Source organism: Sulfurisoma sediminicola (assembly GCF_003865015.1).
Taxonomy (GTDB): Bacteria; Pseudomonadota; Gammaproteobacteria; order Burkholderiales; family Rhodocyclaceae; genus Sulfurisoma; species Sulfurisoma sediminicola.
The window spans coordinates 262,794-287,710 of record NZ_BHVV01000003.1 but is presented as its reverse complement, the minus strand read 5'-3'; the positions used below and the strand labels follow the sequence as shown (position 1 = coordinate 287,710).

Genomic DNA, 24,917 nt, shown 5'->3' with positions numbered 1-24,917 from the left:
ACGGGGCCCTACAGCCCGAGCATCTCGCGCGCATGCTTGCGCGTGGTGTCCGTGATCCTGACGCCGCCGAGCATGCGGGCGATTTCGTCGATGCGGCCGGCGGCATCGAGCGGCGTCACCTGTGACAAGGTCACACCGTCGCGCATCTCCTTGGCAATCGTCCACTGCCAGTCGGCCTGTGCCGCCACCTGCGGCAGGTGGGTGACGCAGAGCACCTGGCGGTCGCAGCCGAGCCGCTTCAAAAGCCGGCCGACGATCTCGGCGACGCCGCCGCCGATGCCGACATCGACCTCGTCGAAGATCAGCGTCGGCGCATCGGAGGCGTGGCTGGCGATGACCTGGATGGCCAGGCCGATGCGCGAGAGTTCGCCGCCCGAGGCGGTCTTGGCCAGCGTGCGCGGCGGCTGGCCGGCGTTGGCGGCGACGCGGAATTCGACCGTTTCCATGCCGAAGGCGGCCGGCGCGTCGAGCGGCTCCAACACGACCTCGAAGCGGCCGCCGGCCATCGCCAGCTGCTGCATGGCGTCGGTGACGGCCTTGCCCAGTTCCTTCGCCGCCTTGGCGCGGCCCTTGGTGAGCTTCGCCGCGACCTCGCGGTAGTGCGCCAGCGCGGCGGCTTCCTTCGCCGCCAGCGCCTCGGGATCGGCGGCGGCCTGAAGTTCGTCGAGCCGGGCTTGCAGGCTCGCCAGGGGGTCGGCGAGTTCCTCGGGCGCGACGCGGTGCTTGCGCGCGGCGACCATCACCGCCTCGATCCGCGTCTCGAGTTCGGCGAGCCGGCCCGGATCGAGTTCCAGCCGCTCGCGGTAGCGGGAGAGCGCGTGCGCCGCTTCCGACAGCTGGATGCGTGCGCCGTCCAGCAACTCGGCCGGCTCGCGCAAGGCCGGGTCATGGTCGACGAGGTGGCCCACCTTACCGACTGCCTGATCGATCAACTCGGTCGCCGCCCCGCTTTCCTCGAGCAGCGCCAGCGCGGCCTCGACGCCTTCGATCAGGCTCACCGCATGCGACAGGCGACGATGCTCGGCATTGTCCTCGACCCATTGCGCCGGATCGAAGGCCAGCGCGGCCAGTTCCTTGACCTGCCATTCCAAGAGGTCGCGCTCGCGCCTCATCGCCTCGACGTCGCCCGCGGCCTTCTGCCGCGCCTCGTGCAGTGAACGCCAGTCGTGGTGGCGGACGACAACCTCGCGCGCGATGTCGGCCAGGCCCGCCTGGGCATCGAACAGGCGGCGTTGCGAGTCAGGCTTGAGCAGCGAGAGATGCGCGTGCTGACCATGGATGTCGACCAGCAGTTCGCCGATCTCGCGCAGCTGGCCGAGGGTGGTCGGCAATCCGTTGATGTAGGCGCGCGAACGGCCGCCGGCATCGACCACGCGGCGCAGCAGCAGGGTATCGTCGGCTTCGTAATCGTTGGCGCGCAGCCATGCCACCACCGGATCGGTAGTACCGACATCGAATTCCGCGGCGATCTCCGCCCGCTCGCACCCGCTGCGCACCAGCGCGGCGTCGCCGCGCTCGCCCAGCGCGAGCGACAGCGCATCGATCAGGATGGACTTGCCGGCGCCGGTCTCGCCGGTGAGCGTACCGAAACCGGCATCGAAGTCGAGCTCGATGCTGTCGACGATGACGAAGTCGCGGACGAACAGGCGGCGCAGCATCGGTGCCGGGGTCAGTGTTTTGGCGTAGCGCTCCAGTGCAGCTTCTCGCGCAGCATCGCGAAATAGCTGTAGCCGGGCGGGTGCAGCAGGGTGACGCTGGGACCGGCGCGGGCGATGCGCACGCAGTCGCCGGCGCGGGTGTCGAAGCGCGCCTGGCCGTCGAAATGGGCGGCGCCGTCGTGCGGTGCAAGCAGGATGAACTCGACGGTGCTGCGGTCGGAAATGGTGATCGGCCGATAGGACAGCGCGTGCGGGCACAGCGGCACCAGCGCGATGCCCGGTACCGCCGGATTGAGGATCGGCCCGTTGGCCGACAGGGCGTAGGCGGTGGAGCCGGTCGGGGTGGCGACGATCATGCCGTCGGCGCGCAGCACGTAGAGGAATTCGCCGTCGACGCGGACCTCGAGCTCGATCATGCGGCCGATGTCGCCCTTGCTCACCACCACGTCGTTGAAGGCCAGCGTCTGGAACACGCGCTGGCCGCCGCGCAGCACCTCGGCCGCGAGCAGCAGGCGCTGCTCGGCCGAGAACTTGCCCGCGAGCAGGTCCCTGACGCCGTCGATCATGGCATTGCGGGAGATGTCGGTCATGAAGCCGAGCCGGCCGAGGTTGATGCCGACCAGGGGCACATCGAACTCGGCCAGGCGCCGCGCCGAATGCAGCATGGTGCCGTCGCCGCCGATGACGATGGCGACGTCGGCCTCCATGCCGATGGTTTCATAACTCGCGACGGGACAGGAATAATCCGGGGCTCCGGCGGCGGCCGTGCCCTCCTCGATGAGCACGCGCACGCCCTGTGCCCGCAGGAAGGCGGCGAGCGGCTGCAGCGCCTCGGCGACTTCCGGGCTCTGGTACTTGCCGACCAGGGCAATGGTGCGGAATTGCGGCGCGGCTGCGATCATGGCGGAATTCTATCCCACCAGGGGATACCGTCCACGGCCTCCCAGCCGTGGACATAACCACAATTGCCGGGGCGACTTGCGCCGGCGACGAGCCGCCCATATTTGCATGCTGCCATATTGACTACAATGCCCGCCATGCTCGACCGCCGTGCCCAGACCCTGCTCAAGACGCTGATCGAACGCTACATCGCCGAAGGCCAGCCGGTGGGCTCGCGCACGCTGTCGAAGTTCTCCGGCCTCGAGCTCTCCCCCGCGACGATCCGCAACGTGATGTCCGACCTCGAGGAGCTGGGCTTCATCAGTAGCCCGCACACCTCGGCCGGGCGCATTCCGACCGCGCGCGGCTACCGCCTCTTCGTCGACTCGCTGCTCACGGTGCGTCCGCTGGCCCAGGCCGAGCTGTCGGAGATCCGCGGCGCTATCCAGCCCGACCAGCCGCAGCGCCTCATCAGTCACGCCTCGCAGCTGTTGTCGGAACTCACCCAGTTCGCCGGCGTCGTCATCGCGCCGCGCCGGAGCCAGCCGAAGATCCGCCAGATCGAGTTCCTCGCCCTGTCCGACAAGCGCATCCTGCTGATCATCGTCACCGAAAGCGGCGACGTGCAGAACCGCATCCTGTTCACCCAGCGCACCTACGGCCCGAGCGAGCTGACCGAGGCCGCCAACTACCTCAACCAGAATTTCGCCGGCCTCGATTTCCAGCAGATCCGCGGCCGCGTGCAGGACGAGCTGCGCCAGCTGCGCACCGACATGACCGAACTGATGAGCGCCGCCATCGCCGCCGGCAACGAGGCGGTGTCGGACACCTCGGCGCAATACGTGATCTCGGGCGAGCGCAACCTGCTCGAGGTCGCGGATCTTTCCTCCAACATGGACCGGCTGCGCCGTCTCTTCGGCCTGTTCGAGCAGCGCACCAGCCTGTCGCAACTGCTCGACCTCTCCAGTCACGCCGAGGGCGTGCAGGTCTTCATCGGCGGCGAGTCGGGCATCGCCCCGCTCGACGAATGCAGCGTGGTCGCCGCGCCCTACGAGGTCGACGGCCAGGTCGTCGGCACCATCGGCGTCATCGGCCCGACGCGCATGGCCTACGAGCGCGTCATCCCCATCGTCGACATCACGGCCAAGCTGCTGGCCAACGCCCTCTCGGCTCCCTGAGCACATGACCAAGACCGCAATCCTGCTGCTCAATCTCGGCACGCCCGACGCGCCGACGGCACCCGCGGTGCGCCGCTACCTCGCCGAATTCCTCGGCGACCCGCGCGTGGTCGAGCTGCCGCGCTGGTTGTGGCTGCCCATCCTCCACGGCATCATCCTGCGCACCCGGCCGGCGAAGTCGGCGGCGAAATACGCCACGATCTGGACGCCCGAGGGTTCTCCGCTCAAGGTGCATACCGAGCGCCAGGCCAAGCTGCTGCGCGGCCTGCTCGGCTCGCGCGGTGACAAGGACACCCTCGTCGCCTGGGCCATGCGCTATGGCAACCCGTCCACCGCCGCGACGCTCGACGCACTTAAAAACCAGGGCGTCACGCGCACCATCGTGCTGCCGCTCTACCCGCAGTACGCCGGCAGCACCACCGCCAGCGCCTACGACGCGGTCGCGGCCTGGAAGCAGCGCGATCCCGCGGCGATGCAGTTCGTCGAGGTGCGCAGCTATCCGGACCACAAGGCCTATATCAGGGCTCTGGCGAACAGCGTGCGCGACCACTGGATGAACCAGGGCCGCGGCGACAAGCTGGTGATGAGCTTCCATGGCATTCCGAAGCGTTCCGTCGAGCGCGGCGATCCCTATGCCGACGAATGCCGCCGCACGGCGGAAGCCCTCGCCGCGGGACTCGGCCTTGCGCCCGACAAGTGGCAGATGACCTTCCAGTCCCGCTTCGGCGCAGCCGAGTGGCTGCAGCCCTACACCCAGCCGACGCTGGAGCAAATGGCCCGCGACGGGCTCAAGAGCGTCGACGTCATCTGCCCCGGCTTTCCCGCCGACTGCCTCGAAACGCTCGAGGAAATATCGATGGAATGCCGCGAGGCCTTCCTCCATGCCGGCGGCGGCGAGTTCAACTACATTCCCTGCCTCAACGAGCGCGGCGACTGGATCGAGGCACTGGCCGACATGGCGCGGACGCATCTGGCCGCATGACGGGGCGCAGCGCTGAGCCTCACTTGCCGAAGCTCATCCCGGGCTTGAACTGGTCAAGATAGCGCCGATCCTCGGCGTCGCGCCGCTGCCGCTGGTTCATCTCGCGTTCGCGGGCCTGGCGCTCCATCGCTTCCTGCCGTTGCTGCTCGCGTTCGGCCTGGCGACGCTCGTTTTCCTGCCGCCGCAGCTCCGAATAGTCTGCTTGCGCTCGAACCGCGCCATAGCGGGCCGCATAGGCCTGAAGGTTTCGCGATGCCCACTGCTCATCCGCCGCCTGTCGTAAGACTTCCTTCTCGTTTTCTGCCCGCAGCCGTGCCGCCTCGGCCTCGACGGCGAGCCGCTCCGCCTCGATGCGGCGCAACTCCGTCTGGCGCTCCTTCTCGACCTGGGCATCATGGCTCGACTTCCAATTCCAGCCGACGAATGCGAGTGTCGCAACAACCAGCGCCGCCATGACCTTGGCGCGACTGCCCGACGCGGCCTCGGGCTCCATGGTCGAGGCGCCTCGAGCCTCGAGCGCCCGTTGTGCCGCTCTTTGCAGGGACGCATCATAGACTTCCCGCTTGGCGGGATTCGATAGGGTTGCGAACGCCTCCTCGATCAGATGGATCGAGCAGCCGTCCCGCGTATCCAGTTCCACACCGTTCGCACCGGCATACATCGTCTGCATACGGTCGTAGGCCTTTTCGATCTCCGTCGGCGATGCGTCCCTCCTGACGCCAAGAAAGTCGTAAAGCGTCTTCTTCATTGACCCCCCCCGGGATTTTTCGTGTTTATCGTCAAGCCAGCCGAATTCTAACCAGAATGAATAGCGCGCATCGCCCAGATTCCGGCCCTTGAACAACGCTCGCACAGCCCGATATTGGCTGAAGCCATTATTCAGGAGCCTGCCATGTCCGATGCGTTGCATGTCGTCTGCCCGCAATGTCATTCAGTAAACCGCGTGCCGGCCGAGCGCCTGGCCGAGGGCGGCACCTGCGGCAAGTGCAAGGCCCCGCTTTTCACCGGCGAGCCGGTCGAACTCGATGCGGCCGCCTTCGACAAGCACATCGGCCGCTCGGACCTGCCCGTGGTCGTCGACTTCTGGGCGCCCTGGTGCGGCCCCTGCCGAATGATGGCACCGGCCTTCGCGCAGGCCGCGCGCAGCCTCGAGCCGCGATATCGCCTGGTCAAGGTGAATACCGAGGAAGAACAGCAGCTTGCGGCGCGTTTCGGCATCCGCAGCATCCCGACGCTGGCGATGTTCAAGGGTGGCCGCGAAATCGCTCGCCAGGCCGGGGCGATGGATGCAGCCAGCCTGGTGCGCTGGATCCAAGCCCAGGCCTGAACCTTCGACGCCGGGGTTGAAATCCCCGGATCCATCCCCAATCTTGATAGGGTTAATCGCGACCCCCACCCAAGGAACGGACAAGTGCAGGAGAACAAACAGGAAAATCCCCCCGTCGCTGAACTCGAGGAAAGTCTCGGCGCTGGCACCACGCCGGCGGAATCGACGACCGAGACCATCCCGGCGGCCGACGCCATGCCCAGCCAGGAAGACCTGCTCAAGACCGCCGAGCTCAAGGCCGCCGAGCACCACGACGCCTGGCTACGCGCCAAGGCCGAAGGCGAGAACATCCGCCGCCGCGCCCAGGAGGACATAGTCAAGGCCGGCAAGTTCGCCATCGAGAAGTTCGCTGGCGAGCTTCTCGCCGTCAAGGACAGCCTCGAGGCCGCGCTCGCCAACGAACAGCAGGATGCCGCCGCGCTCAGGGCCGGCGTCGAGCTGACGCTCAAGCAGTTGGTGTCCGCCTTCGAGAAATCGAATCTCGCCGAGATCCATCCGCTCGAGGAGAAGTTCGACCCGCACCGGCACCAGGCCATCAGCCAGATCGAAGCCGATGGCGAGCCCAACCGCGTCATCAACGTGCTGCAGAAGGGCTACGTGCTCAACGAGCGCGTCATCCGCCCCGCGCTGGTGGTGGTGTCGAAGGCCAGGGCCGCCCCGGCGGCTTGAACTGGCCGCGAATAACCCCATCTGCAGAACAGCTTAGTTCTCCAACGAATTTCAGAAGGAATCAGTCATGGGCAAGATCATCGGCATCGACCTGGGCACCACCAACAGCTGCGTCGCCATCATGGAAGGCGGCAAGCCCAAGGTCATCGAAAATTCCGAGGGCGCGCGCACCACGCCGTCCATCGTCGCCTACGCCGAAGACGGCGAGATCCTCTGCGGCGCCTCGGCCAAGCGCCAGGCCGTCACCAACGCCAAGAACACCCTGTATGCCGTCAAGCGCCTGATCGGCCGCCGCTTCGAAGAGAAGGAAGTGCAGAAGGACATCGACCTGATGCCCTTCACCATCTGCAAGGCCGACAACGGTGACGCCTGGGTGCAGGTACGCGACAAGAAAATGGCGCCGCCGCAGGTCTCGGCCGAAGTGCTGCGCAAGATGAAGAAGACCGCCGAGGACTATCTCGGCGAGGAAGTCACCGAGGCGGTGATCACCGTGCCGGCCTACTTCAACGACAGCCAGCGCCAGGCCACCAAGGACGCCGGCCGCATCGCCGGCCTCGAGGTCAAGCGCATCATCAACGAGCCGACCGCGGCCGCGATCTCCTTCGGCCTCGACAAACAGGAAGGCGATCGCAAGATCGCGGTGTTCGACCTCGGTGGCGGCACCTTCGACATCTCCATCATCGACATCGCCGAGATCGAGGGCGAGCACCAGTTCGAAGTGCTGTCGACCAACGGCGACACCTTCCTCGGCGGCGAGGACTTCGACCAGCGCATCATCGATTACATCGTCACCGAGTTCAAGAAGGACCAGGGCGTCGACCTCAAGAACGACGTGCTGGCGCTGCAGCGCCTGAAGGAGGCCGCCGAGAAGGCCAAGATCGAACTGTCCTCCAACCAGCAGACCGAGATCAACCTGCCCTACATCACCGCCGACGCCACGGGGCCGAAGCACCTGGCGATGAAGATCACCCGCGCCAAGTTCGAGTCGCTGGTGGATGAACTGATCGAGCGCTGCGTCGCACCCTGCCGCATGGCCATCAAGGACGCCGGCGTGAAGATCGAGGATATCGCCGACGTCATCCTGGTCGGCGGCATGACGCGCATGCCCAAGGTGCAGGAGAAGGTCAAGGAAGTGTTCGGCAAGGAGCCGCGCAAGGACGTGAACCCCGACGAGGCCGTCGCCATCGGCGCATCAATCCAGGGCGGCGTGCTGCAGGGCGAGGTCAAGGACGTGCTGCTGCTCGACGTCACCCCGCTGTCGCTCGGCATCGAGACCCTTGGCGGCGTCATGACCAAGCTGATCCAGAAGAACACGACGATTCCGACCAAGACCAGCCAGACCTTCTCCACCGCCGACGACAACCAGTCGGCCGTGACCATCCACGTGCTGCAGGGCGAGCGCGAAATGTCGGCCGGCAACAAGAGCCTCGGCCAGTTCAACCTCACCGACATCCCGCCCTCGCCGCGCGGCATGCCGCAGATCGAGGTCACCTTCGACATCGACGCCAACGGCATCCTCCACGTCTCGGCCCGCGACAAGGGCACCGGCAAGGAGAACAAGATCACCATCAAGGCCAACTCCGGCCTCTCCGACGAGGAGATCCAGCGCATGGTGCACGATGCCGAAGCCCACGCCGAGGAGGACAAGAAGGCGCACGAAATGGTCGAAGCCCGCAACCAGTGCGACGCCATGATCCATTCCGTGAAGAAGGCGCTGGCCGATTACGGCGACAAGATCGACGCCGACGAGAAGGCGAAGATCGAGGCCGCCATCAAGGAGGCCGAGGAAGCGATCAAGGGCAACGACAAGGCCGCGATGGAAGCCAAGACCGAAGCGCTGGCCCATGCCTCGCAGAAGCTCGGCGAGAAGGTCTACGCCGAGGCGCAACAGGCGGCGGGCGCTGCGCCCGGTGGCGGCGCCGCCCATGGCGGGGAAGCGAAAAAGGACGATGCCGACGTCGTGGATGCGGAATTTACCGAAGTGAAAGACAAAAAGTAACTTCTTCGACGCAGAGCCGCAGAGGCGCAGAGGAATTGCGGAGAGGTTGAGCTGGTTTCTCGGCCGTCTCTGCGCCTCTGCGCTTCTGCGTCAAGGGTTTTCAAATGGCAAAACGCGACTACTACGAAGTCCTCGGCGTCAATCGCGACGCGTCCGACGAGGAGATCAAGAAGGCCTACCGCCGGCTGGCGATGAAGCACCATCCGGACCGCAATCCGGACAACCCCAAGGCCGAAGAACATTTCAAGGAGGCCAAGGAGGCCTACGAGATTCTGTCCGACGCGCAGAAGCGCCCTGCCTACGACCAGTACGGCCACGCCGGCGTCGATCCCTCGATGGGCGGCGGCCAGGGGGGTGGCGGCTTCGGCAACTTCGGCGACGCCTTCTCCGACATCTTCGGCGACATTTTCGGCGGGGGCCGGGGCGGCGGCGGCCGCTCCAACGTCTATCGCGGCGCCGACCTGCGCTACAACCTCGAGATCACGCTCGAGGACGCGGCACGCGGCACCGAAACGCGCATTCGCATCCCCACCATGGCCGAGTGCGAGGACTGTCACGGCAGCGGCGCCAAGAAAGGCACCGAGCCGAAAACCTGCCCCACCTGTGGCGGCCATGGCCAGGTGCGCATGCAGCAGGGCTTCTTCTCCATCCAGCAGACCTGTCCCAAGTGCCACGGTACCGGCCGCTACGTCGCGGATCCCTGCGGCAGCTGCCATGGTGCCGGTCGCGTCAAGCAGCACAAGACGCTGTCGGTCAAGATTCCCTCCGGCATCGACGAGGGCGATCGCATTCGCCTGTCCGGCGAGGGTGAGCCGGGCGTCAACGGCGGCCCGCCCGGCGACCTCTACGTACAGATCCACCTCAAGGCCCATGCCGTCTTCCAGCGCGATCACGACGACCTGCACTGCGAGATGCCGGTGAGCTTCACCACGGCCGCGCTCGGCGGCGAGATCGAGATACCGACCCTCGACGGCGTCGCCAAGCTCAAGGTTCCCGCCGAAACCCAGACCGGGAAGGTGTTCCGCCTGCGCGGCAAGGGCATCAAGGGCGTGCGTTCGGCCAGCCAGGGCGACCTGCTCTGCCACGTCGTGGTCGAGACGCCGGTGAGCCTTACCGACCGTCAGAAGGAACTGCTGCGCGAATTCGAGAGCGAGAGCCAGAAGAACGCGACGCGCCACAACCCGCGGGCGCAGAGCTGGATGGACCGGGTCAAGGAGTTCTTCGCCGGCTAAGCGCCGGGCGCCGGCGCCGCCAGGCCATTGATGAGGCGGCAGCGCTTGATGTCGCAGGCGGTCGGGAATGCCTGCTGCTTAACGAAAAACAGTTTGTCCGTGTCCCGGATCGTGCGCGGCGCCGCCGGATCGCGATCGCACTTGTCGAACGAGTCCTCGGTCGCCATGACATCGACGCAGCGTGCACTGTGCTCCACCAGGCCGAAGGCATGGCCCATCTCATGCGAGATCAGCCGTTGCATCACGTCCTGGGCGTAGACCTCGGAGTGCGCGCGCATGGTCTGGTAATGCCCGGCATTGAGGTAGATGGTGGTGCCCTTGCGGTAGCCGGCGATCGGCACGCCCTCGGAGTTGTACCACTGCACGACGAAGGTGTTGGCGGCCCCGGACATGTCCTGGGTGGTCCCGACGAATTCGCCGCGGATGCCGCAGGCCGACCATGCCTGTGCCGCGGCCGAAATGATCCCGGCCAGCCGCGCCTCAGGTACGGACTCCGGCGCCAGCGCCGGGTTGTAGGCAAAGCGCAGGGAGTTGAAGCGGCCCGCGACCGCCAGGGCATTGACGGGCACGTTGCCATGCGCGGTCTGCGTCGCCATCTCGCCGTCGGGGCACTCGGCGACTTCCGTCGCCCGCAGGCGTTGCGCCTCGGCCTCGCGCTGCCGATGGGCCGGGTCCGGAGTCACGGCAGCTGCGGCAGGCGTTGTTGCGGCCGGTTTGCCAGAGGCATCGGGCCCCGACGTTGTCGCGAAAAAGATGAACCCGATCAGCACGGCGAAGAACAGGATCAAGGCCTTGCCCACGCGCAGCAGCGAGAAGCCGGCAACGCCTCGATCCGCCCGGCCGTTCGCGTTCGCCATCTTTGCGGCGACATTGAGGAACCTGCCGCAGCCCGGGCAACGGGCGCTCCATGGCAAGGGTCGCGCGAACTCGGTTCCGCAGCCGGCGCAGGCAGCATAGGTCTTTTGCCGGTTCGACATGGTGCGCCCTGTTCGTGGGTCTGTCGCGGCGGCTGATGCCGCCTGTGTTGTTGGTGCCGGGAGTGGGACTCGAACCCACACACCTTGCGGCGGCGGATTTTGAGTCCGCTGCGTCTACCGATTCCGCCATCCCGGCCTGTCGCGGGGCGCGTAGAATGTGCGCCCCGTTGAAGGATCGCGCATTATCCGCGAATCGTCGCCATGCTACAACCGCGGCGGCCGCGGCGTACCGCCGACGCCGGTTTTTCCCATGACATTCACCCTCGACGACTTCGACTATCACCTGCCGCCCGAGTGCATCGCCCAGGCGCCGCTGGCCGAGCGCAGCGCGAGCCTGCTGCTGGTGATGCGCGGCGCGGCGCTCGACGATCGCGCCTTCACCGACCTGCCGGATTTTCTCGTCCCGGGCGACCTGCTGGTGATGAACGATACGCGCGTGCTGCATGCGCGCCTGTTCGGCCGCAAGGACAGTGGCGGCCAGGTCGAGGTGCTGGTCGAACGCGTGACCGGCGACGACGAGGTGCTGGCGCAGGTGCGCGCCAGCAAGCCGCCGAAGGCCGGCGGCACCATCCATCTCGAGGAGGCATTCGATGCCGAGGTGCTCGGCCGCGAGGGTGAGTTCTACCGCCTGCGCTTTCCGGGCGATGCGGTGGAACTGATCGAACACCACGGCCGCCTGCCGCTGCCACCTTACATCGAGCGCGCCGCCGCCAGCGCCGACGAGGAACGCTATCAAACCGTCTTTGCCCGCGAACGCGGTTCTGTGGCGGCACCCACCGCCGGCCTGCATTTCGACGCGCCGCTGCTTGAGCGGCTGCGCCAACGCGGCGCCGGCATCGCCCACGTCACACTGCACGTCGGCGCCGGCACCTTCCAGCCGGTGCGCGTGCATGAACTATCCGAACATCGCATGCACCGCGAGCGCTATGTCGTTCCGCAGGCCACCGTCGAGGCCATCGCGGCGACGCGGCAGCGCGGTGGCCGCGTGGTGGCGGTGGGCACCACCACGCTGCGCACGCTCGAATCGGCGGCCAACGCCGACGGCAGCATAAAGGTCGGCGCCGGCGAGACGGCGATATTCATCACCCCGGGCTTCGCCTTCCGCGTCGTCGATGTCCTGATCACCAATTTCCACCTGCCGAAGTCCACGCTGCTGATGCTGGTCTCGGCCTTCGCCGGCATGGACGAGATCCGTGCTGCCTACCGCCACGCCATGGAATCCGGCTACCGCTTCTTCAGCTACGGCGATGCCATGCTGCTATTCAGAAAATGAAATTCGATCTGATCACCCAAGACGGCGCCGCGCGCCGCGGCACCCTGACCCTGGCCCACGGCACGGTGGAGACACCCGTGTTCATGCCCGTCGGCACCTACGGCACCGTCAAGGCCATGGCGCCAAACGAACTGCACGAGATCGGCGCGAAGATCGTTCTCGGCAACACCTTCCACCTCTGGCTGCGGCCGGGGCTGGAGGTGATCGCGGCGCACGGCGGCCTGCACCGCTTCATGGGTTGGGACGGGCCTATCCTCACCGATTCGGGCGGCTTCCAGGTGTTCTCGCTCGGCGACCTGCGCAAGATCTCCGAGGACGGCGTGAAGTTCCAGTCGCCGATCAACGGCGACCGGCTGTTCATGCGGCCCGAGGATTCGATGCAGATCCAGCACGTGCTGAATTCGGACATCGTGATGATCTTCGACGAATGCACGCCCTACCCCGCCACCGAGAAGCAGGCAGCCGACTCGATGCGCCTTTCCTTGCTCTGGGCCCGGCGCTCGCGTGACGAACACGATCGGCTGGCCAATCGCAATGCCCTGTTCGGCATCGTCCAGGGCGGCATGTTTGAACCGCTGCGCGAAGAGTCATTGGCCGGGCTGGCGGGCATCGGCTTCGACGGCTACGCCATCGGCGGCCTCTCCGTGGGCGAGCCGAAGGAAGAGTTCACCCGCATCCTCGCCCACACCGCGCCCAGGCTGCCTGCGGAGAAGCCGCGCTATCTGATGGGCGTTGGCACCCCCGAGGACATCGTCTATGCCGTCAATCGGGGCATCGACATGTTCGACTGCGTTCTGCCGACGCGCAATGCACGCAACGGCCACCTGTTCACCCGTCACGGCGACATCCGCATCAAGAACGCGCAGCACAAGAACGACCTGCGGCCGCTCGACGCGAGTTGCGGCTGCTACTGCTGCCGCAACTTCTCCCGCGCCTACCTGCACCATCTGCACCGCACCGGCGAGATCTTAGGCAGCAGGCTCAACACCATCCACAACCTCTTCTACTACCAGACGCTGATGGCGGAACTCCGCGCCGCCATCGAAGCCCGGGGACTGGCCGCCTACACGGCCGAGTTCCACCGGGGACGGGCGGGCGGACTGGTATAATTCGCTGGTTTTTCAACGAACTGACCGGAGTTTTTCCAATGCTGATTTCCAACGCCTACGCCCAGGCCGCCGCGGGCGCCACCACCAGCGACAGCCTGATGGGCCTGCTGCCCATCATCATCATGTTCGTGATCCTCTGGTTCCTGATGATCCGCCCGCAGATGAAGAAGGCCAAGGAACACCAAAAAATGGTCGGCGAACTGCAAAAGGGCGACGAAATCGTGACGCAGGGCGGCGTGGCCGGCCGCATCGTCAAGATCGGCGAGAGCTTCATGACGCTCGAAGTGGCCGAGGGCAAGGCCGGCCCGATTGAGATCGTCGTCCAGAAGAACGCCATCGGCACGCTGCTGCCGAAGGGAACGCTGAAGTCGCTGTAAGGCGGCGCGCTGAAATCCCCGTAATTTCTTTCCATCCGCGCCGACCTCCCGCCGGCGTGCGCAGGTAATCCCGCATGAATCGCTACCCCCTCTGGAAGAACGTCACGGTCGTCATCGCCCTGATGCTCGGCCTGCTGTACACCCTGCCCAACTTCTTCGGCGAGGTGCCGGCGGTGCAGGTGTCGAGCGTCAAGGCCACGATCAAGATCGAGCCCAGGCTGCTGTCGCGCATCGAGGACGTGCTGAAATCGGCCGCCGTCGCCCACAACGGCCTCTACGCCGACCAGAACAGCATCCGCGTGCGCCTGGCCGACACCGACACCCAGCTCAAGGCCAAGGACGCCATCGAGAAGGCGCTCAACCCCGATCCGACCGATGCTTCCTACAGCGTGGCGCTGAACCTGCTGTCGGCTTCGCCCAAGTGGCTGTCCGACATGCACGCGCTGCCGATGTATCTCGGCCTCGACCTGCGCGGCGGCGTGCACTTCCTGTTGCAGGTGGACATGAAGGGCGCGATCACCAAGCGCCTCGATTCGACCGCCGCCGACCTGCGCTCGCTGATGCGCGACAAGAACGTGCGCCATGCCGGCATCAACCGCGAGGGGCAGAACATCGCCATCAAGTTCCGCGAGGCCGAACTGCGCGAGAAGGCCAAAGCCGTGCTCGCGGACAACCAGCCCGACCTGCTACTGGTCGAGGCCCAGGACGGCGCCGACCTGAAACTGGTCGCCACACTCAAGCCGGAGGCGCACAAGCGCATCCAGGAATTCGCCATCAAGCAGAACATCACCACCCTGCACAACCGCATCAACGAGCTCGGCGTGGCCGAGCCGGTGATCCAGCAGCAGGGTGCCGACCGCATCGTGGTGCAGCTGCCGGGCGTGCAGGACACCGCCAAGGCCAAGGACATCCTCGGTCGCACGGCGACACTGGAAGTGCGCATGGTCGACGACGAGGCCAGCGACAATCCGGCGACCATGGAGCTGGCCGCCAAGGGTCAGCCGCCGCTGGGTACTGATTACTACGTCGAGCGTGGCGGCCGCGGCCTGCTGGTGAAGAAGCAGGTGGTGCTGACCGGCGAGCGCCTCACCGACGCCCAGCCCGGCTTCGACAACCAGACCCACGAGCCGGCGGTGCATCTGACGCTCGACTCCGCCGGCGCCCGCATCTTCAAGGACGTCACGCGCGAGAGCGTCGGCAAGCGCATGGCCATCCTGCTTATCGAGAAGGGCAAGGGCGAGGTCGTCACCGCGCCGGTGATCCGCACCGAGATCGGCGGCGGCCGCGTGCAGATCTCCGGTCGCATGAGTACCGTCGAGGCCAACGACGTCGCGCTGCTGCTGCGCGCCGGCAGCCTGGCCGCGCCGATGGACATCATCGAGGAACGCACCATCGGCCCCTCGCTCGGCGCCGACAACATCGCCAAGGGCTTCAATTCGACCAAGTGGGGCTTCATCGCCATCGCGGTATTCATGAGCGCCTACTACCTGCTGTTCGGCCTGGTCTCGGTGCTGGCGCTCTCCGCCAACCTGCTGTTCCTGGTCGCGCTGCTGTCGCTGCTGCAGGCGACGTTGACGCTGCCCGGCATCGCCGCCATCGCGCTGACGCTGGGCATGGCCATCGACGCCAACGTGCTGATCAACGAGCGGGTACGCGAGGAACTGCGCAGCGGCTCCAGTCCGCAGGCATCCATCACCGCGGGTTACGAGCGCGCCTGGGCGACGATTCTCGACTCCAACGTCACCACGCTGATCGCCGGCGTGGCGCTGCTGATCTTCGGTTCCGGTCCGGTGCGCGGTTTCGCCGTGGTGCATTGCCTCGGCATCCTCACCTCGATCTTCAGTTCGGTAGTGGTATCGCGTGGCCTCATCAACTTGATCTACGGCCGCCGCCGCAAGCTCGACAAGCTGTCGATCGGCCAGCTCTGGAAGCCCGGCGCGGAATCAGCAGCGGCCGGCGCGGCCGAGTAAGGGGAAAGCACCATGGAATTCTTCCGCATCAGAAAAGACATCCCCTTCATGCGCCACGCGCTGGTGTTCAACGTCATCTCGTTGATCACCTTCCTCGCCGCGGTGTTCTTCCTCGCCACCAAGGGCCTGCACTTCAGCATCGAGTTCACCGGCGGCACGCTGCTCGAAGTGTCTTACACCCAGGCACCGGATCTTGAACGGATCCGCAAGGCGCTCGAGGCCGACGGCTTCGCCGACCCGCAGGTGCAGAACTTCGGTTCATCGCGCGACGTGCTGATCCGCGTCCCCCTGACCAAGAACACCGAGTCGGCCAAAGTCGGCGAGCGCGTCATCGAGTCGCTGCAAAAAGTTCCCGGAGGGACACAGAGCGCTGGCGCTGGCGATACGGCGACAAGCGCCGCAAACACGCCGACGCTCAAGCGCGTCGAGTTCGTCGGCCCGCAGGTCGGCAAGGAACTGGCCGAGGACGGCGCGCTGGCGCTGCTGCTGGTGATCATCGGCATCGTCGTCTATCTCGCCTTCCGCTTCGAGTGGCGCTTCGCGGTATCGGCAATCATCGCCAACCTGCACGACGTCATCATCATCCTCGGCGTCTTCGCCCTGTTCCAGTGGGAGTTCTCGCTGCCGGTCCTCGCCGCGGTACTGGCCGTGCTCGGCTACTCGGTGAACGAGTCGGTCATCGTCTTCGACCGGGTGCGCGAGACCTTCAAGAAGAAGCGCGGCCTCACCACGCCGCAGGTGCTCGACCACGCCATCACCAGCACCATCTCGCGCACCATCATCACCCACGGCTGCACCCAGGCCATGGCGACCTCGATGCTGGTGTTCGGCGGCGCGGCATTGCATTACTTCGCGATGGCGCTGACCATCGGCATTCTCTTCGGCATCTACTCCTCGGTGCTGGTGGCCAGCCCGCTGGTGATGTGGATGGGCGTTTCGCGCGAGCAGTTCGTCAAGGCCAAGAAAGACAAGGCCGAGGGCGTGACCGAGGACGGAGCCTGCGTCTGACATGTGCCTTGCAGTCCCCGGCGGCGCCGAATGGCAGAAGCGGGTCCGTGTCTGGGACCTGCCGACGCGTGTGTTTCACTGGTCGCTGGTGGCGCTGGTTGCCGGCGCCGCGATCAGCGGCTTCATCGGCGGCAACGCCATGGTCTGGCACGGCCGCTTCGGCATCGCCATCGTCGGCCTGCTCGTCTTCCGCATCGTGTGGGGCTTCGCCGGCTCGACCTACGCCCGTTTCAGCCAGTTCGTGCGCGGCCCGGCGGCGATCCGCGACACCCTGCAGGGCCGCTGGCAGGGCCTCGGCCACAATCCCCTCGGCGCACTGTCGGTGCTCGGCCTGCTGACAGTCCTCGCCGCACAGGCCGCCAGCGGCCTTTTCGGCAACGATGACATCGCATTCAACGGCTACTTCTACAACCTGGTGTCCAAGTCGACCAGCGACAGGCTGACCGCGTTGCACAGCCTCAATGCCTGGCTGGTCGGCGCGCTGGTCGCGCTGCATCTGGGGGCCATCACCTTCTACGTGCGCGTCAAGAAGGAAGACCTGGTACGACCGATGCTGCGCGGCTGGAAGGAGCGCAGCGATCAAAGCGAGGAATCGCTGTCCGGCGGCGGGTTCGTCGCCTTCATTGTCGCGCTGGTCCTCGCCCTGGCGGCGGCCTGGTTCGCCACCGGCACGTGGATTTCCGCGCCACCGCCGCCACCGCCATCCGCGGCACCTGCGTTCTAGTCAGCCAGCGGGGAATGTCGCGGCGCGCCACAAGCCGACGACGCCGAAGCCGAGCACCAGCAGCCCCGACGCCAGCCTGACGGCCCGCGCCTGGGCAAAGCCGCGGAAGCGCGCGAACACGTAGCCGGCCAGCAGCAGGTTGGGCAGGGTACCGAGACCGAAGGCCAGCATGACCGCCGCCCCCTTCGCTGGCGAGCCGGTCGCCAGCGCCGAGACCAGCGCGCTATAGACCAGGCCGCAGGGCAGCCAGCCCCAGAGCAGGCCCAACGGCAATGCCTGGGCCACGCCGCGCACCGGCAGGAAGCGCGCAGTGAGCGGCTGGATGCGGCGCCAGATGCCCTGCCCCGCCCGCTCCAGCCAGGCCAGCGAACCCGTCATGCCGATCAGGTACAGCCCCATGGCAACGAGCATCAGGCTCGCCAGCAGATAAAGTCCCTGGCGCAGCGGCAATGTCGGACCGGCGACGACGGTCAGGCTGCCGAGCGCCCCGACGATGGCGCCGGCAATCGCATAGCTGGCGATGCGCCCGGCGTTGTAGGCGAGATGCAGCGGCCAGCGCGGCCCGGTGCCGTCACCCTGCAGCGCCAGCGCGCCGACGATGCCGCCGCACATGCCGACACAGTGGCCACCGCCGAGAAAGCCTACGATGAACAACGACAGGAAGACGGAATCCGTCAAATGACTTTCGAGTAGCGCGCGCGCTCGCGGTCGGTGCGCAGATAGCGGTCAAAGGCCATGGCGATGACGCGCACCAGCATGCGGCCCTTTGGCTGCACGGTGATCCACTGACTGTCGATGGACAGCAGGCCCGCCTGCTCCATCTCGCGCAGCGCGGCGAGTTCCTCGGCAAAATACGACTTGAAGTCGATCAGGTGGGCGATCTCGACCGATTCGATGGAGAGCTCGAAATGGCACATCAGTGCCTGGATGATGGAGCGCCGCAGCAGGTCGTCGGCGGTCAGCTCCAGCCCGCGCATCACCGGCAGCTGGTTGTGGTCGATGGCGTCGTAGTATTCGTCGAGCGTGCGGAAGTTCTGGCAGTAGGTCGGTCCGACCTTGCCGATGGCGGAGACGCCGAAGGCGAGCAGGTCGGCCTCGGCATGGGTCGAGTAGCCCTGGAAGTTGCGGTGCAGCCGGCCCTGGCGCTGTGCCACGGCGAGCTCGTCGTCGGGCTTGGCGAAGTGGTCCATGCCGATGAAGACGTAGCCGGCGTCGGTGAGGCGGCGGATCGCCAGCTGCAGGATCTGCAGCTTGGCGTCGGCCGAGGGCAGCTCGGATTCGTGGATGCGGCGCTGCGGCTTGGCCAGGCTGGGCAGGTGAGCGTAGTTGTAGATCGACAGCCGGTCGGGCGAGAGCTTCAGCACCTCGTCGAGCGTATGGTTGAAGCTGATGACGTTCTGCTTGGGCAGGCCGTAAATGAGGTCGACCGAGATACCCTTGAAGCCGAACTCCCGCGCCGAGTCGATCACCAGCTTGGTCTCGTCGAGGCTCTGGATGCGATTGACGGCCTGCTGCACCACCGGCTCGAAGTCCTGCACGCCGACGCTCATGCGGTTGAAGCCGAGCTCGGCCAGCAGCTTCACCGTCTCACGGTCGACTTTCCTCGGGTCGACCTCGATCGAATATTCGCCCCCGGGCAGCAGCTTGAAGTGGCTGTTGATGATCTCCATCAGCCGCTTCATTTCGTCGTGCGCGAGGAAGGTCGGCGTGCCGCCGCCCCAGTGCAGCTGGATGACGTCGCGGTTGCCGTCCAGCGCCGCGGTCTGCATGGCGATTTCCTTGCCCAGGTACTTGATGTACTTGGCGGAACGGCCGTGATCCTTGGTGATGATCTTGTTGCAGGCGCAGTAGTAGCAGATGGTATTGCAGAAGGGGATGTGGACGTATAATGACAGCGGTCGTCCACTGCCGCCGACCGTGCGTCGTCCCAGCCAATTGCGATATGCATCGGAGCCGAAGGCTTCGACAAAGCGGTCCGCCGTCGGATAGGACGTATAGCGCGGGCCATTGACGTCGAAGCGGCGGATGACTTGCGGATCGAAAACGAGTTCTTGGAAGTTGCTGGTCATCCATTCAACCTTGACGGACTGCGCCGCCTTTTGTCAGGTGGCAACGATGCCGGAACCGCGGGAATGCAGCGTTGACACAGATCAAACGCGTCTCTGAATGCCCTCCGGGCGACGATCTCGGCAATGTTGTGCCGTTGACCGCGCATTCGCTCAAGGCCGCCTGCTCGCAGTGCAATCTGCAGGAACTCTGTCTGCCACTCGGCCTGTCCGAAGCGGAAATCCAGCGCCTCGACTCGCTGGTATCGACGCGGCGCAAGGTCAAGCGCGGCCAGCATCTCTACCGCACCGGCGTTCCGTTCGAAGCCATCTACGCCATCAAGGCCGGTTTCTTCAAGACCGACGTGCTGATGGAGGACGGCCGCGACCAGGTCACCGGCTTCCAGATGGCGGGCGAGATCCTCGGCATGGACGGCATCAGCCTCGAGTCGCACACCTGCAACGCGGTCGCGCTCGAGGACAGCGAGGTCTGCGTGATTCCCTTCGCCCAGCTCGAGCAGCTGTCGAGCGAGATGCGCACCCTGCAACACCACTTCCACAAGGTGATGAGCCGCGAGATCGTGCGCGACCAGAGCGTGATGATGCTGCTCGGCACGATGCGCGCCGAGGAGCGCCTCGCCGCCTTCCTGCTCAACCTGTCCCAGCGCTTCACCGCCCGCGGCTACTCGGCCGCCGAATTCCACCTGCGCATGACGCGCGAGGAGATCGGCTCCTACCTCGGTCTCAAGCTGGAAACCGTGAGCCGCGCCTTCTCCCGCTTCCAGGAAGAGGGCTTCATCGCCGTGCAGCAGAAGCACATCCGCATCCTCGACCTCGCCGCTCTCAAGGCATTGCTCACGCACACGCCGCTGCCGACGCCGCACAGCTCGCACGGTTGAACTAGATCCAGCCGAACCAGGCCAGGAATCCCCGCACGTCCTTGGTCAGCGCCACCGAGGCGACATAGCCGAACATCGCCAGCGCGGCGAGCCAGGCCGCGACGCGCACCGCGCGGGTACGCCCCGCCTTCAGTGCCACCGATCCCAGCACGATGTAGAGCAGCAGGCCGAACACCTTGGCGGTGAGCCAGGCGTCGACGAAGGGGTAGTGTTCGATCACCACGGTCAGCGCCAGCGCCGCCGTCAGCAGCAGTGCATCATTGACGTGCGGAACGATGCGCAGCCAGCGCGCCTGGCGCAGCGGCGAATCGGCCAGCATCAACACGCCGCGCAACAAAAAGCCACTGATGCTGAGCACGACGCAGGTGACATGCAGATGCTTGAGCAGGGAATACCAGTACATCGGGGCTCACCCGCGCGATAAAGCATGGTATTTTTCAGCCCGCCAACCGAGGGAACCATGCAGACCAAACAGGACAAACTCGACATCCCGGCGCTGCTGTCGCGCCTGCCGCTGTTCCAGGAACTCACGCCGGATCAGGTCGCGCCGATCGCGGCCGGCACGCGCGAGAAGCGGCTCGGCAAGGGGGAAATGCTGTTCCAGAAGGGCGACATGCCCAAGGGCTTCTTCATCATCGTCTACGGTCAGGTCAAGCTGGCCTTTCCTTCCGCCAGCGGCAACGAGAAGGTGGTCGAGATCCTCGGCCCGCGCCAGAGCTTCGGCGAGGCCGTGATGTTCATGGACCGCCCGTATCCCATCTTCGCCGAAGCGCTGATGGACACCCTGCTCCTTCATGTCTCGATGCAGGCAGTCTTCGAACTGCTCGGCAGCGACCCGACGTTCGCCCGGCGCATGCTGGCGGGCATGGCGGCGCGGCTGCATTCCCTGATCAACGACGTCGAGTCCTACTCGCTGCGCTCCTCGGCGCAGCGCGTGATCGGCTACCTGCTGCAGCATTGCCCGCATGGCGCCGACGCCGAATGCGACGGGGAACTGGAGATTTCGCTGCCGACTTCGAAGCAGATCATCGCCTCGCGCCTCAACCTCACGCCGGAAACCCTCTCGCGCATTTTCCACGAGCTCTCCGAAGCGGGACTGATCACCGTGCAGGGCAAGATCATCAAGGCGCATGACATGCGTCGACTGCGCGAATACGATCTCTGAACGTTCGATAGACCCGTACCCCGCCGAGCAGGTTCCACTCCAGCCAAGCGCAGGAGGCGGCGAACAGCAGTCCGGCGATTGCCGTCAGCGGCGGCCACGTCGCGGCCCCCAGCAACGCCGCCAGCGCGGCCAGGTGCAGCCGCATCTGCCACACCATGGCGCGCTCGCGAATCATGTCCCTCATGTTCGGCGGGAACACCGTCAGCCCGCCCAGACGCTGTAGATGCAGCCAGTTGAGGAAGGGCACGATCTTGTAGAGCATGCCCGTGATCACTGAGACGAAGAGACCGACGAAAGTCAGGATGCCGATCGGCACGGCCCATTCCCGCACCGGCAGAAAAGTCGGCGCCGGCGGCACGGTGATCAGCGCGATGGCCAGGACGATGACCAACAGGCTCGCCATGCCGATGCGGAAGAAGGTCAGCGTCACGTCGGGCACGCGGCGGCGACGCTGCGCCTGCAGCCGCAGGGTCACCAGCGCGAACAGGCCTGCCGCCAACAGGCCGGCCAGCAGCACCCATGAATGCCAGGCGCGGGCTTCCCCCGTCAGTTGCGTCGCCCAGAGCAGCAACGCCGTCAGCAACGTCCATGGCAGCAGTCGCCCCAGCCACGCCGGATAGGCGGGGGTGAGCTGGAACATCGGCACGACGTAGTAGGAAACGCCGCTCAGAAGCAGCAGCGCCCAGCCACCCAGCCCCCAGGCGGCGTGAACATGGGTGAACTCGAGCAGCGGGATGCCACCCACCCCTCGCAGGCCCTGGGCCAAGGTGAAGCCCAGCACATAGGTGACGACCAGGGCGGCGATGGCGACGCGCAGGGCGAGGATCGTAGCGCCGCGCGCCGGTGCCCGAAACAGCGCGATGCCGACGACCACGACATAGATGCTTAGGGCCGTGACGATCAAGCCGGCACCGACAGCGAACCAGGGACCGGGGCCGGCGAGGAAGCCCCCCGCCAGCAGTGCCGCCCCGACGGCAAGCATGGGATGAACGACGCCGGCCACGAGTGTCGGCCGCCAGATGTTGCCGCCGGCCGCGACGGGGATGAACTGCAGCAGCGCGCCGCACATCGCCTGCAACATGAAGCCGGCCACCATCAGGTGGGTCAGTGCCAGCGCCGCCGGCGTCCACCGCGAGGCCAGCGCCTCCGGCCCGGACCATGCGAGCAACAGACCGGTGGCGATGCCGAACAGCGGCGCGGTCAGGAAGAAACGATAGGGCACCCAGATCGGTGGCGCCTGCTCGAAAGACAGGTTGGGGTGCATGGGAGCCGCGGCGCCGCCCGCTCAGGCCGAGGCAGCCTTGCGGATGTGAATCTCGTTGGTACCGTCGGACTGCATCGTCTCCGTCCAGACGTAGCCGTTGCGACGCAGTATCTGGTAAAGCGGATGCGGCTGGCAGTAGAGCAGCAGGACGAGCTCGCCGTCCGGCGGCAACGTGTCCAGCGCTTCAAGCGCCTTCTCCAGTGGCTCCGGCGGCTGCATGTCGCGGCCGTCGATCACGCGCTGGCTGGACATTTCTCCTCCAGTCGCTCGCGCAGGCCGGCGGCGACATCGACCGAGCCGGCGAGCGTGCGGTCGCACATCGGATAGAGGATGTTCTCCTCCTTCATGTTGTGCTGTTGCATCAGCACCAGCAGGGTCTCCGCCGCACCGGCGAACGGATCGCGCACGCGTTGATCGATCGCTGCCTGCATCTGTTCAAGCAGTTCACGCATCTGGGCATGTTCGAAACGCATCATCTGGGTCGGGCCGCCGACCATGCCGGTCGCCGCCTCGAAGGCCGGGAACAGTACCTGCTCCTCGGTCGAAAAATGCGCCAGCAATTCGTCGCGGAAACGGGTGAAGTCGGCCACGGCGGCCCCCCAGTCGCCCTTCACGCCGGCAGCCTCGGCATCGGCGAACAACTGGTCACAGTGCTTGTGATGGTGATGCAGGACTTCGGTGGTGCTCATCGGGTCGTGACTCATGTCGTTTATGGCAGGAGCCCAGTCTGCCGACCCGGCGGCGGCAGAGCCTTGACGACTGTCAAAGAATCAGGACTTGACGGCGCCGACCTCGATTTTCGCGGTCCGGTCGACGTCGCGGCGCGCTCCGCCGGCATCCCGCCCCGGCTTCACGCGGCTTCCGGCATGGCGGGCAGCGCGATGACGTTGCCCTTGCTGAAGCGATAGTCGTTGAAGATGTGCTCGGCCGAAAGCAGCTGGTAGCTGCCATCGGCGTTGCGGCGCGAGGTGTCCTTGAGCCGGTAGGTGTAATGGCCGCAGGTCCACAGCTCGAAGTTGCGCATATGGGTACACAAGCAGGTCTTGTCCGGGACCGAAATCTTTTTGGCTGCGGGATGGGCCGCGACCTCGCGATTGTAGGCATCGATGTAGGCGCAGCGTCCGTTGGCGTCGAGCAGGTAGCCGAAGGACTCGCAATTCGGGTGGGTGCCGGCACCGATGGCCGGGCTGTTCTTCAGCATGCGCATGGGATAGCCGGTGGGCGAAATGCCATTGACCTCGATGTCGTCCTCGCTGGCCAGGAAGTACTTCTGCTGCACGTCCTCGGGCAGGCCGCATTCCTTCGCCACGGTGAAGCGGGTCGCCACCTGAACCGCCGCGCCGCCGCCGTCGAGGAAGTCCACGGCATCGCCGCCGGTGAAAATGCCGCCGGCCGGAATCAGCGGGATGTCGAGCTGCTCGGCCTTGAGCCAGGCGCGGATTTCGGCGACGATGGTGTGCAGATCGAATTTCGCCCAGTCCATGCCGAAGCCGAGGTGGCCGCCGGCCAGCGGCCCTTCGATCACGACATAGTCGGGCAAGCGACCGATGCGGGCATTCTTCTTCAGGAACAGCTGCAGCGCACGCAGCGATGAAACGATGATGCCGAGCTGGACGTCGCGAAAACGCGGGTGATCCTCCATTAGGGCGAAGGAGCCAAGGTGCAGGCCTGCCGCCAGGGTGATGCCCTCGATGCCGGCATCGAGGGCCGAGGCCAGGCGCACGCGCAGCGTCTCCTTCGGCGCGTTCATGGTCAGCTTTTCCATGCAGTTGATGAAGACCATGCCGTCGCCGCGCTTGGCTTCCATGGTGCGGCCAACGTGCAGGCGCGTGGCCTCGGCGAGGTGACCGAGATCGAAACGCACATCGGTCTTGTCGCTGTTGGTGACGTTGTACTTGTACTGCTTGAGCTTGTCCTTGACGAAGCGCGTCTTGAAGCGCCTGTCGGAAACGGTCGGCACCATGGCGTCGGAAATGTGGCCGATGCCGCCGAGGCGGGCGGCCTCGAGCGCCAATTCGGCCGTCGAAATGTCGACCCCCATGCCGCCGATGACGATGGGTACCAGTTCACGGCCGCCCAGACGCAGGCGGAAGTCATCCACACATTTCATTGTCGATCGTCCAAGGCCGCACGCGCCGGCACGTCCGGTGCGTCCGGCGACATCAGGCCCAAAGTTGCAATG

At 66.0% G+C, this 24,917-nt stretch carries 25 protein-coding genes and 1 tRNA gene; 14 read left to right on the top strand and 12 right to left on the bottom strand.

Annotation, left to right across the window (positions count from 1 at the left end; translation table 11 throughout):
* Positions 1 to 8 precede the first annotated feature (8 nt).
* Complete coding sequence (gene recN, locus EJE94_RS07745) at positions 9 to 1,658, bottom strand: DNA repair protein RecN (RefSeq protein WP_121242362.1); 1,650 nt, start codon at positions 1,656 to 1,658, stop codon at positions 9 to 11.
* Between the two features lie 11 nt (positions 1,659 to 1,669).
* Positions 1,670 to 2,560, bottom strand: coding sequence for an NAD kinase (locus EJE94_RS07740; RefSeq protein WP_121242363.1), 891 nt, complete (start codon positions 2,558 to 2,560; stop codon positions 1,670 to 1,672).
* Positions 2,561 to 2,695: 135 nt separating this feature from the next.
* Between EJE94_RS07740 and hrcA the strand changes: the two genes are divergently transcribed.
* Both hrcA and hemH read left to right on the top strand, forming a co-directional pair.
* Complete coding sequence (hrcA, locus tag EJE94_RS07735) at positions 2,696 to 3,715, top strand: heat-inducible transcriptional repressor HrcA (protein ID WP_121242364.1); 1,020 nt, start codon at positions 2,696 to 2,698, stop codon at positions 3,713 to 3,715.
* Positions 3,716 to 3,719: 4 nt separating this feature from the next.
* Complete coding sequence (hemH, locus tag EJE94_RS07730) at positions 3,720 to 4,697, top strand: ferrochelatase (protein ID WP_121242365.1); 978 nt, start codon at positions 3,720 to 3,722, stop codon at positions 4,695 to 4,697.
* Positions 4,698 to 4,716: 19 nt separating this feature from the next.
* Here hemH and EJE94_RS07725 read toward each other — a convergent pair whose 3' ends face one another.
* A complete protein-coding gene (locus EJE94_RS07725; protein ID WP_165904780.1) occupies positions 4,717 to 5,607 on the bottom strand; it encodes a J domain-containing protein in 891 nt (296 codons plus the stop codon).
* Between EJE94_RS07725 and trxC the strand changes: the two genes are divergently transcribed.
* The 4 genes from trxC to dnaJ all read left to right on the top strand — a co-directional run bounded on the left by trxC (position 5,590) and on the right by dnaJ (position 9,924).
* Positions 5,590 to 6,024: a thioredoxin TrxC gene (trxC, locus tag EJE94_RS07720; protein ID WP_121242367.1), complete on the top strand. Its 435-nt coding sequence runs from the start codon at positions 5,590 to 5,592 to the stop codon at positions 6,022 to 6,024. The two genes, EJE94_RS07725 and trxC, sit on opposite strands and share 18 nt — an antisense overlap.
* 84 nt (positions 6,025 to 6,108) lie before the next feature.
* On the top strand, positions 6,109 to 6,693 hold the full coding sequence (gene grpE, locus EJE94_RS07715) for a nucleotide exchange factor GrpE (protein WP_121242368.1): 585 nt from the start codon (positions 6,109 to 6,111) through the stop codon (positions 6,691 to 6,693).
* A gap of 67 nt (positions 6,694 to 6,760) precedes the next feature.
* Entirely contained in the window at positions 6,761 to 8,692 is a 1,932-nt protein-coding gene (gene dnaK / locus EJE94_RS07710; protein WP_121242369.1) for a molecular chaperone DnaK, read from the top strand.
* A gap of 104 nt (positions 8,693 to 8,796) precedes the next feature.
* Entirely contained in the window at positions 8,797 to 9,924 is a 1,128-nt protein-coding gene (gene dnaJ, locus EJE94_RS07705; protein ID WP_121242370.1) for a molecular chaperone DnaJ, read from the top strand.
* Here dnaJ and EJE94_RS07700 read toward each other — a convergent pair.
* Positions 9,921 to 10,781: a zinc metalloprotease gene (locus EJE94_RS07700; RefSeq protein ID WP_121242371.1), complete on the bottom strand. Its 861-nt coding sequence runs from the start codon at positions 10,779 to 10,781 to the stop codon at positions 9,921 to 9,923. The two genes, dnaJ and EJE94_RS07700, sit on opposite strands and share 4 nt — an antisense overlap.
* Positions 10,782 to 10,952: 171 nt before the next feature.
* Positions 10,953 to 11,037, bottom strand: a tRNA-Leu gene (locus EJE94_RS07695).
* Between the two features lie 114 nt (positions 11,038 to 11,151).
* Here EJE94_RS07695 and queA point away from each other — a divergent pair.
* The 6 genes from queA (at position 11,152) to EJE94_RS07665 (ending at position 17,362) form a co-directional block, all read left to right on the top strand.
* A complete protein-coding gene (gene queA / locus EJE94_RS07690; RefSeq protein WP_121242372.1) occupies positions 11,152 to 12,174 on the top strand; it encodes a tRNA preQ1(34) S-adenosylmethionine ribosyltransferase-isomerase QueA in 1,023 nt (340 codons plus the stop codon).
* The gene (gene tgt, locus EJE94_RS07685; RefSeq protein ID WP_121242373.1) at positions 12,171 to 13,283 is read left to right on the top strand and encodes a tRNA guanosine(34) transglycosylase Tgt; all 1,113 of its coding nucleotides are present in this window, start codon (positions 12,171 to 12,173) and stop codon (positions 13,281 to 13,283) included. The genes queA and tgt overlap by 4 nt, the downstream gene beginning before the upstream one ends.
* A 38-nt stretch (positions 13,284 to 13,321) precedes the next feature.
* Complete coding sequence (gene yajC / locus EJE94_RS07680; protein WP_121242374.1) at positions 13,322 to 13,660, top strand: preprotein translocase subunit YajC; 339 nt, start codon at positions 13,322 to 13,324, stop codon at positions 13,658 to 13,660.
* A 74-nt stretch (positions 13,661 to 13,734) separates the two neighbouring features.
* Complete coding sequence (gene secD / locus EJE94_RS07675) at positions 13,735 to 15,630, top strand: protein translocase subunit SecD (protein WP_121242375.1); 1,896 nt, start codon at positions 13,735 to 13,737, stop codon at positions 15,628 to 15,630.
* Between the two features lie 12 nt (positions 15,631 to 15,642).
* On the top strand, positions 15,643 to 16,638 hold the full coding sequence (secF, locus tag EJE94_RS07670; protein ID WP_121242376.1) for a protein translocase subunit SecF: 996 nt from the start codon (positions 15,643 to 15,645) through the stop codon (positions 16,636 to 16,638).
* Between the two features lies 1 nt (position 16,639).
* Entirely contained in the window at positions 16,640 to 17,362 is a 723-nt protein-coding gene (locus tag EJE94_RS07665) for a cytochrome b/b6 domain-containing protein (RefSeq protein WP_121242377.1), read from the top strand.
* Here the strand turns inward: EJE94_RS07665 and EJE94_RS07660 are convergent, their stop codons facing one another.
* Positions 17,363 to 18,040 (bottom strand): sulfite exporter TauE/SafE family protein, encoded by a 678-nt coding sequence (locus EJE94_RS07660; RefSeq protein WP_121242378.1) that lies wholly within the window; start codon positions 18,038 to 18,040, stop codon positions 17,363 to 17,365.
* Positions 18,037 to 19,431, bottom strand: coding sequence for an oxygen-independent coproporphyrinogen III oxidase (hemN, locus tag EJE94_RS07655; protein WP_121242379.1), 1,395 nt, complete (start codon positions 19,429 to 19,431; stop codon positions 18,037 to 18,039). The genes EJE94_RS07660 and hemN overlap by 4 nt, the downstream gene beginning before the upstream one ends.
* Before the next feature lie 80 nt (positions 19,432 to 19,511).
* Between hemN and fnr the strand changes: the two genes are divergently transcribed.
* The gene (fnr, locus tag EJE94_RS07650; protein ID WP_121242800.1) at positions 19,512 to 20,306 is read left to right on the top strand and encodes a fumarate/nitrate reduction transcriptional regulator Fnr; all 795 of its coding nucleotides are present in this window, start codon (positions 19,512 to 19,514) and stop codon (positions 20,304 to 20,306) included.
* A 1-nt stretch (position 20,307) separates the two neighbouring features.
* Here the strand turns inward: fnr and EJE94_RS07645 are convergent, their stop codons facing one another.
* Positions 20,308 to 20,709 carry a SirB2 family protein gene (locus EJE94_RS07645; protein ID WP_121242380.1) on the bottom strand — a complete coding sequence of 134 codons (402 nt, stop codon included), beginning with the start codon at positions 20,707 to 20,709 and terminating at the stop codon, positions 20,308 to 20,310.
* 57 nt (positions 20,710 to 20,766) lie between these two features.
* Here EJE94_RS07645 and EJE94_RS07640 point away from each other — a divergent pair, with 57 nt between their 5' ends.
* The gene (locus EJE94_RS07640) at positions 20,767 to 21,471 is read left to right on the top strand and encodes a Crp/Fnr family transcriptional regulator (RefSeq protein ID WP_121242381.1); all 705 of its coding nucleotides are present in this window, start codon (positions 20,767 to 20,769) and stop codon (positions 21,469 to 21,471) included.
* Here EJE94_RS07640 and EJE94_RS07635 read toward each other — a convergent pair.
* The 4 genes from EJE94_RS07635 to EJE94_RS07620 all read right to left on the bottom strand — a co-directional run bounded on the left by EJE94_RS07635 (position 21,428) and on the right by EJE94_RS07620 (position 24,845).
* Positions 21,428 to 22,735, bottom strand: a complete 1,308-nt coding sequence (locus EJE94_RS07635; protein ID WP_121242382.1) for a hypothetical protein — start codon at positions 22,733 to 22,735, stop codon at positions 21,428 to 21,430. The genes EJE94_RS07640 and EJE94_RS07635 overlap by 44 nt on opposite strands.
* Before the next feature lie 21 nt (positions 22,736 to 22,756).
* A complete protein-coding gene (locus tag EJE94_RS07630) occupies positions 22,757 to 22,987 on the bottom strand; it encodes a DUF2249 domain-containing protein (RefSeq protein ID WP_121242383.1) in 231 nt (76 codons plus the stop codon).
* Positions 22,969 to 23,424: a hemerythrin domain-containing protein gene (locus EJE94_RS07625; RefSeq protein WP_121242384.1), complete on the bottom strand. Its 456-nt coding sequence runs from the start codon at positions 23,422 to 23,424 to the stop codon at positions 22,969 to 22,971. The genes EJE94_RS07630 and EJE94_RS07625 overlap by 19 nt, the downstream gene beginning before the upstream one ends.
* Positions 23,425 to 23,585: 161 nt before the next feature.
* Positions 23,586 to 24,845 (bottom strand): nitronate monooxygenase, encoded by a 1,260-nt coding sequence (locus tag EJE94_RS07620; protein WP_121242385.1) that lies wholly within the window; start codon positions 24,843 to 24,845, stop codon positions 23,586 to 23,588.
* Positions 24,846 to 24,917: the final 72 nt, after the last annotated feature.

Coding starts and splice junctions, on each gene's coding strand:
- EJE94_RS07635 (WP_121242382.1), bottom strand. CDS start 22,735: ATGCACCCCAACCTGTCTTTCGAGCAGGCGCCACCGATCTGGGTGCCC.
- EJE94_RS07740 (WP_121242363.1), bottom strand. CDS start 2,560: ATGATCGCAGCCGCGCCGCAATTCCGCACCATTGCCCTGGTCGGCAAG.
- hemN (WP_121242379.1), bottom strand. CDS start 19,431: ATGACCAGCAACTTCCAAGAACTCGTTTTCGATCCGCAAGTCATCCGC.
- hrcA (WP_121242364.1), top strand. CDS start 2,696: ATGCTCGACCGCCGTGCCCAGACCCTGCTCAAGACGCTGATCGAACGC.
- hemH (WP_121242365.1), top strand. CDS start 3,720: ATGACCAAGACCGCAATCCTGCTGCTCAATCTCGGCACGCCCGACGCG.
- secD (WP_121242375.1), top strand. CDS start 13,735: ATGAATCGCTACCCCCTCTGGAAGAACGTCACGGTCGTCATCGCCCTG.
- dnaK (WP_121242369.1), top strand. CDS start 6,761: ATGGGCAAGATCATCGGCATCGACCTGGGCACCACCAACAGCTGCGTC.
- recN (WP_121242362.1), bottom strand. CDS start 1,658: ATGCTGCGCCGCCTGTTCGTCCGCGACTTCGTCATCGTCGACAGCATC.
- EJE94_RS07630 (WP_121242383.1), bottom strand. CDS start 22,987: ATGTCCAGCCAGCGCGTGATCGACGGCCGCGACATGCAGCCGCCGGAG.
- EJE94_RS07665 (WP_121242377.1), top strand. CDS start 16,640: ATGTGCCTTGCAGTCCCCGGCGGCGCCGAATGGCAGAAGCGGGTCCGT.
- EJE94_RS07700 (WP_121242371.1), bottom strand. CDS start 10,781: ATGGCGAACGCGAACGGCCGGGCGGATCGAGGCGTTGCCGGCTTCTCG.
- EJE94_RS07620 (WP_121242385.1), bottom strand. CDS start 24,845: ATGAAATGTGTGGATGACTTCCGCCTGCGTCTGGGCGGCCGTGAACTG.
- yajC (WP_121242374.1), top strand. CDS start 13,322: ATGCTGATTTCCAACGCCTACGCCCAGGCCGCCGCGGGCGCCACCACC.
- EJE94_RS07640 (WP_121242381.1), top strand. CDS start 20,767: ATGCAGACCAAACAGGACAAACTCGACATCCCGGCGCTGCTGTCGCGC.
- queA (WP_121242372.1), top strand. CDS start 11,152: ATGACATTCACCCTCGACGACTTCGACTATCACCTGCCGCCCGAGTGC.
- secF (WP_121242376.1), top strand. CDS start 15,643: ATGGAATTCTTCCGCATCAGAAAAGACATCCCCTTCATGCGCCACGCG.
- EJE94_RS07645 (WP_121242380.1), bottom strand. CDS start 20,709: ATGTACTGGTATTCCCTGCTCAAGCATCTGCATGTCACCTGCGTCGTG.
- tgt (WP_121242373.1), top strand. CDS start 12,171: ATGAAATTCGATCTGATCACCCAAGACGGCGCCGCGCGCCGCGGCACC.
- EJE94_RS07725 (WP_165904780.1), bottom strand. CDS start 5,607: ATGCAACGCATCGGACATGGCAGGCTCCTGAATAATGGCTTCAGCCAA.
- EJE94_RS07625 (WP_121242384.1), bottom strand. CDS start 23,424: ATGAGCACCACCGAAGTCCTGCATCACCATCACAAGCACTGTGACCAG.
- dnaJ (WP_121242370.1), top strand. CDS start 8,797: ATGGCAAAACGCGACTACTACGAAGTCCTCGGCGTCAATCGCGACGCG.
- trxC (WP_121242367.1), top strand. CDS start 5,590: ATGTCCGATGCGTTGCATGTCGTCTGCCCGCAATGTCATTCAGTAAAC.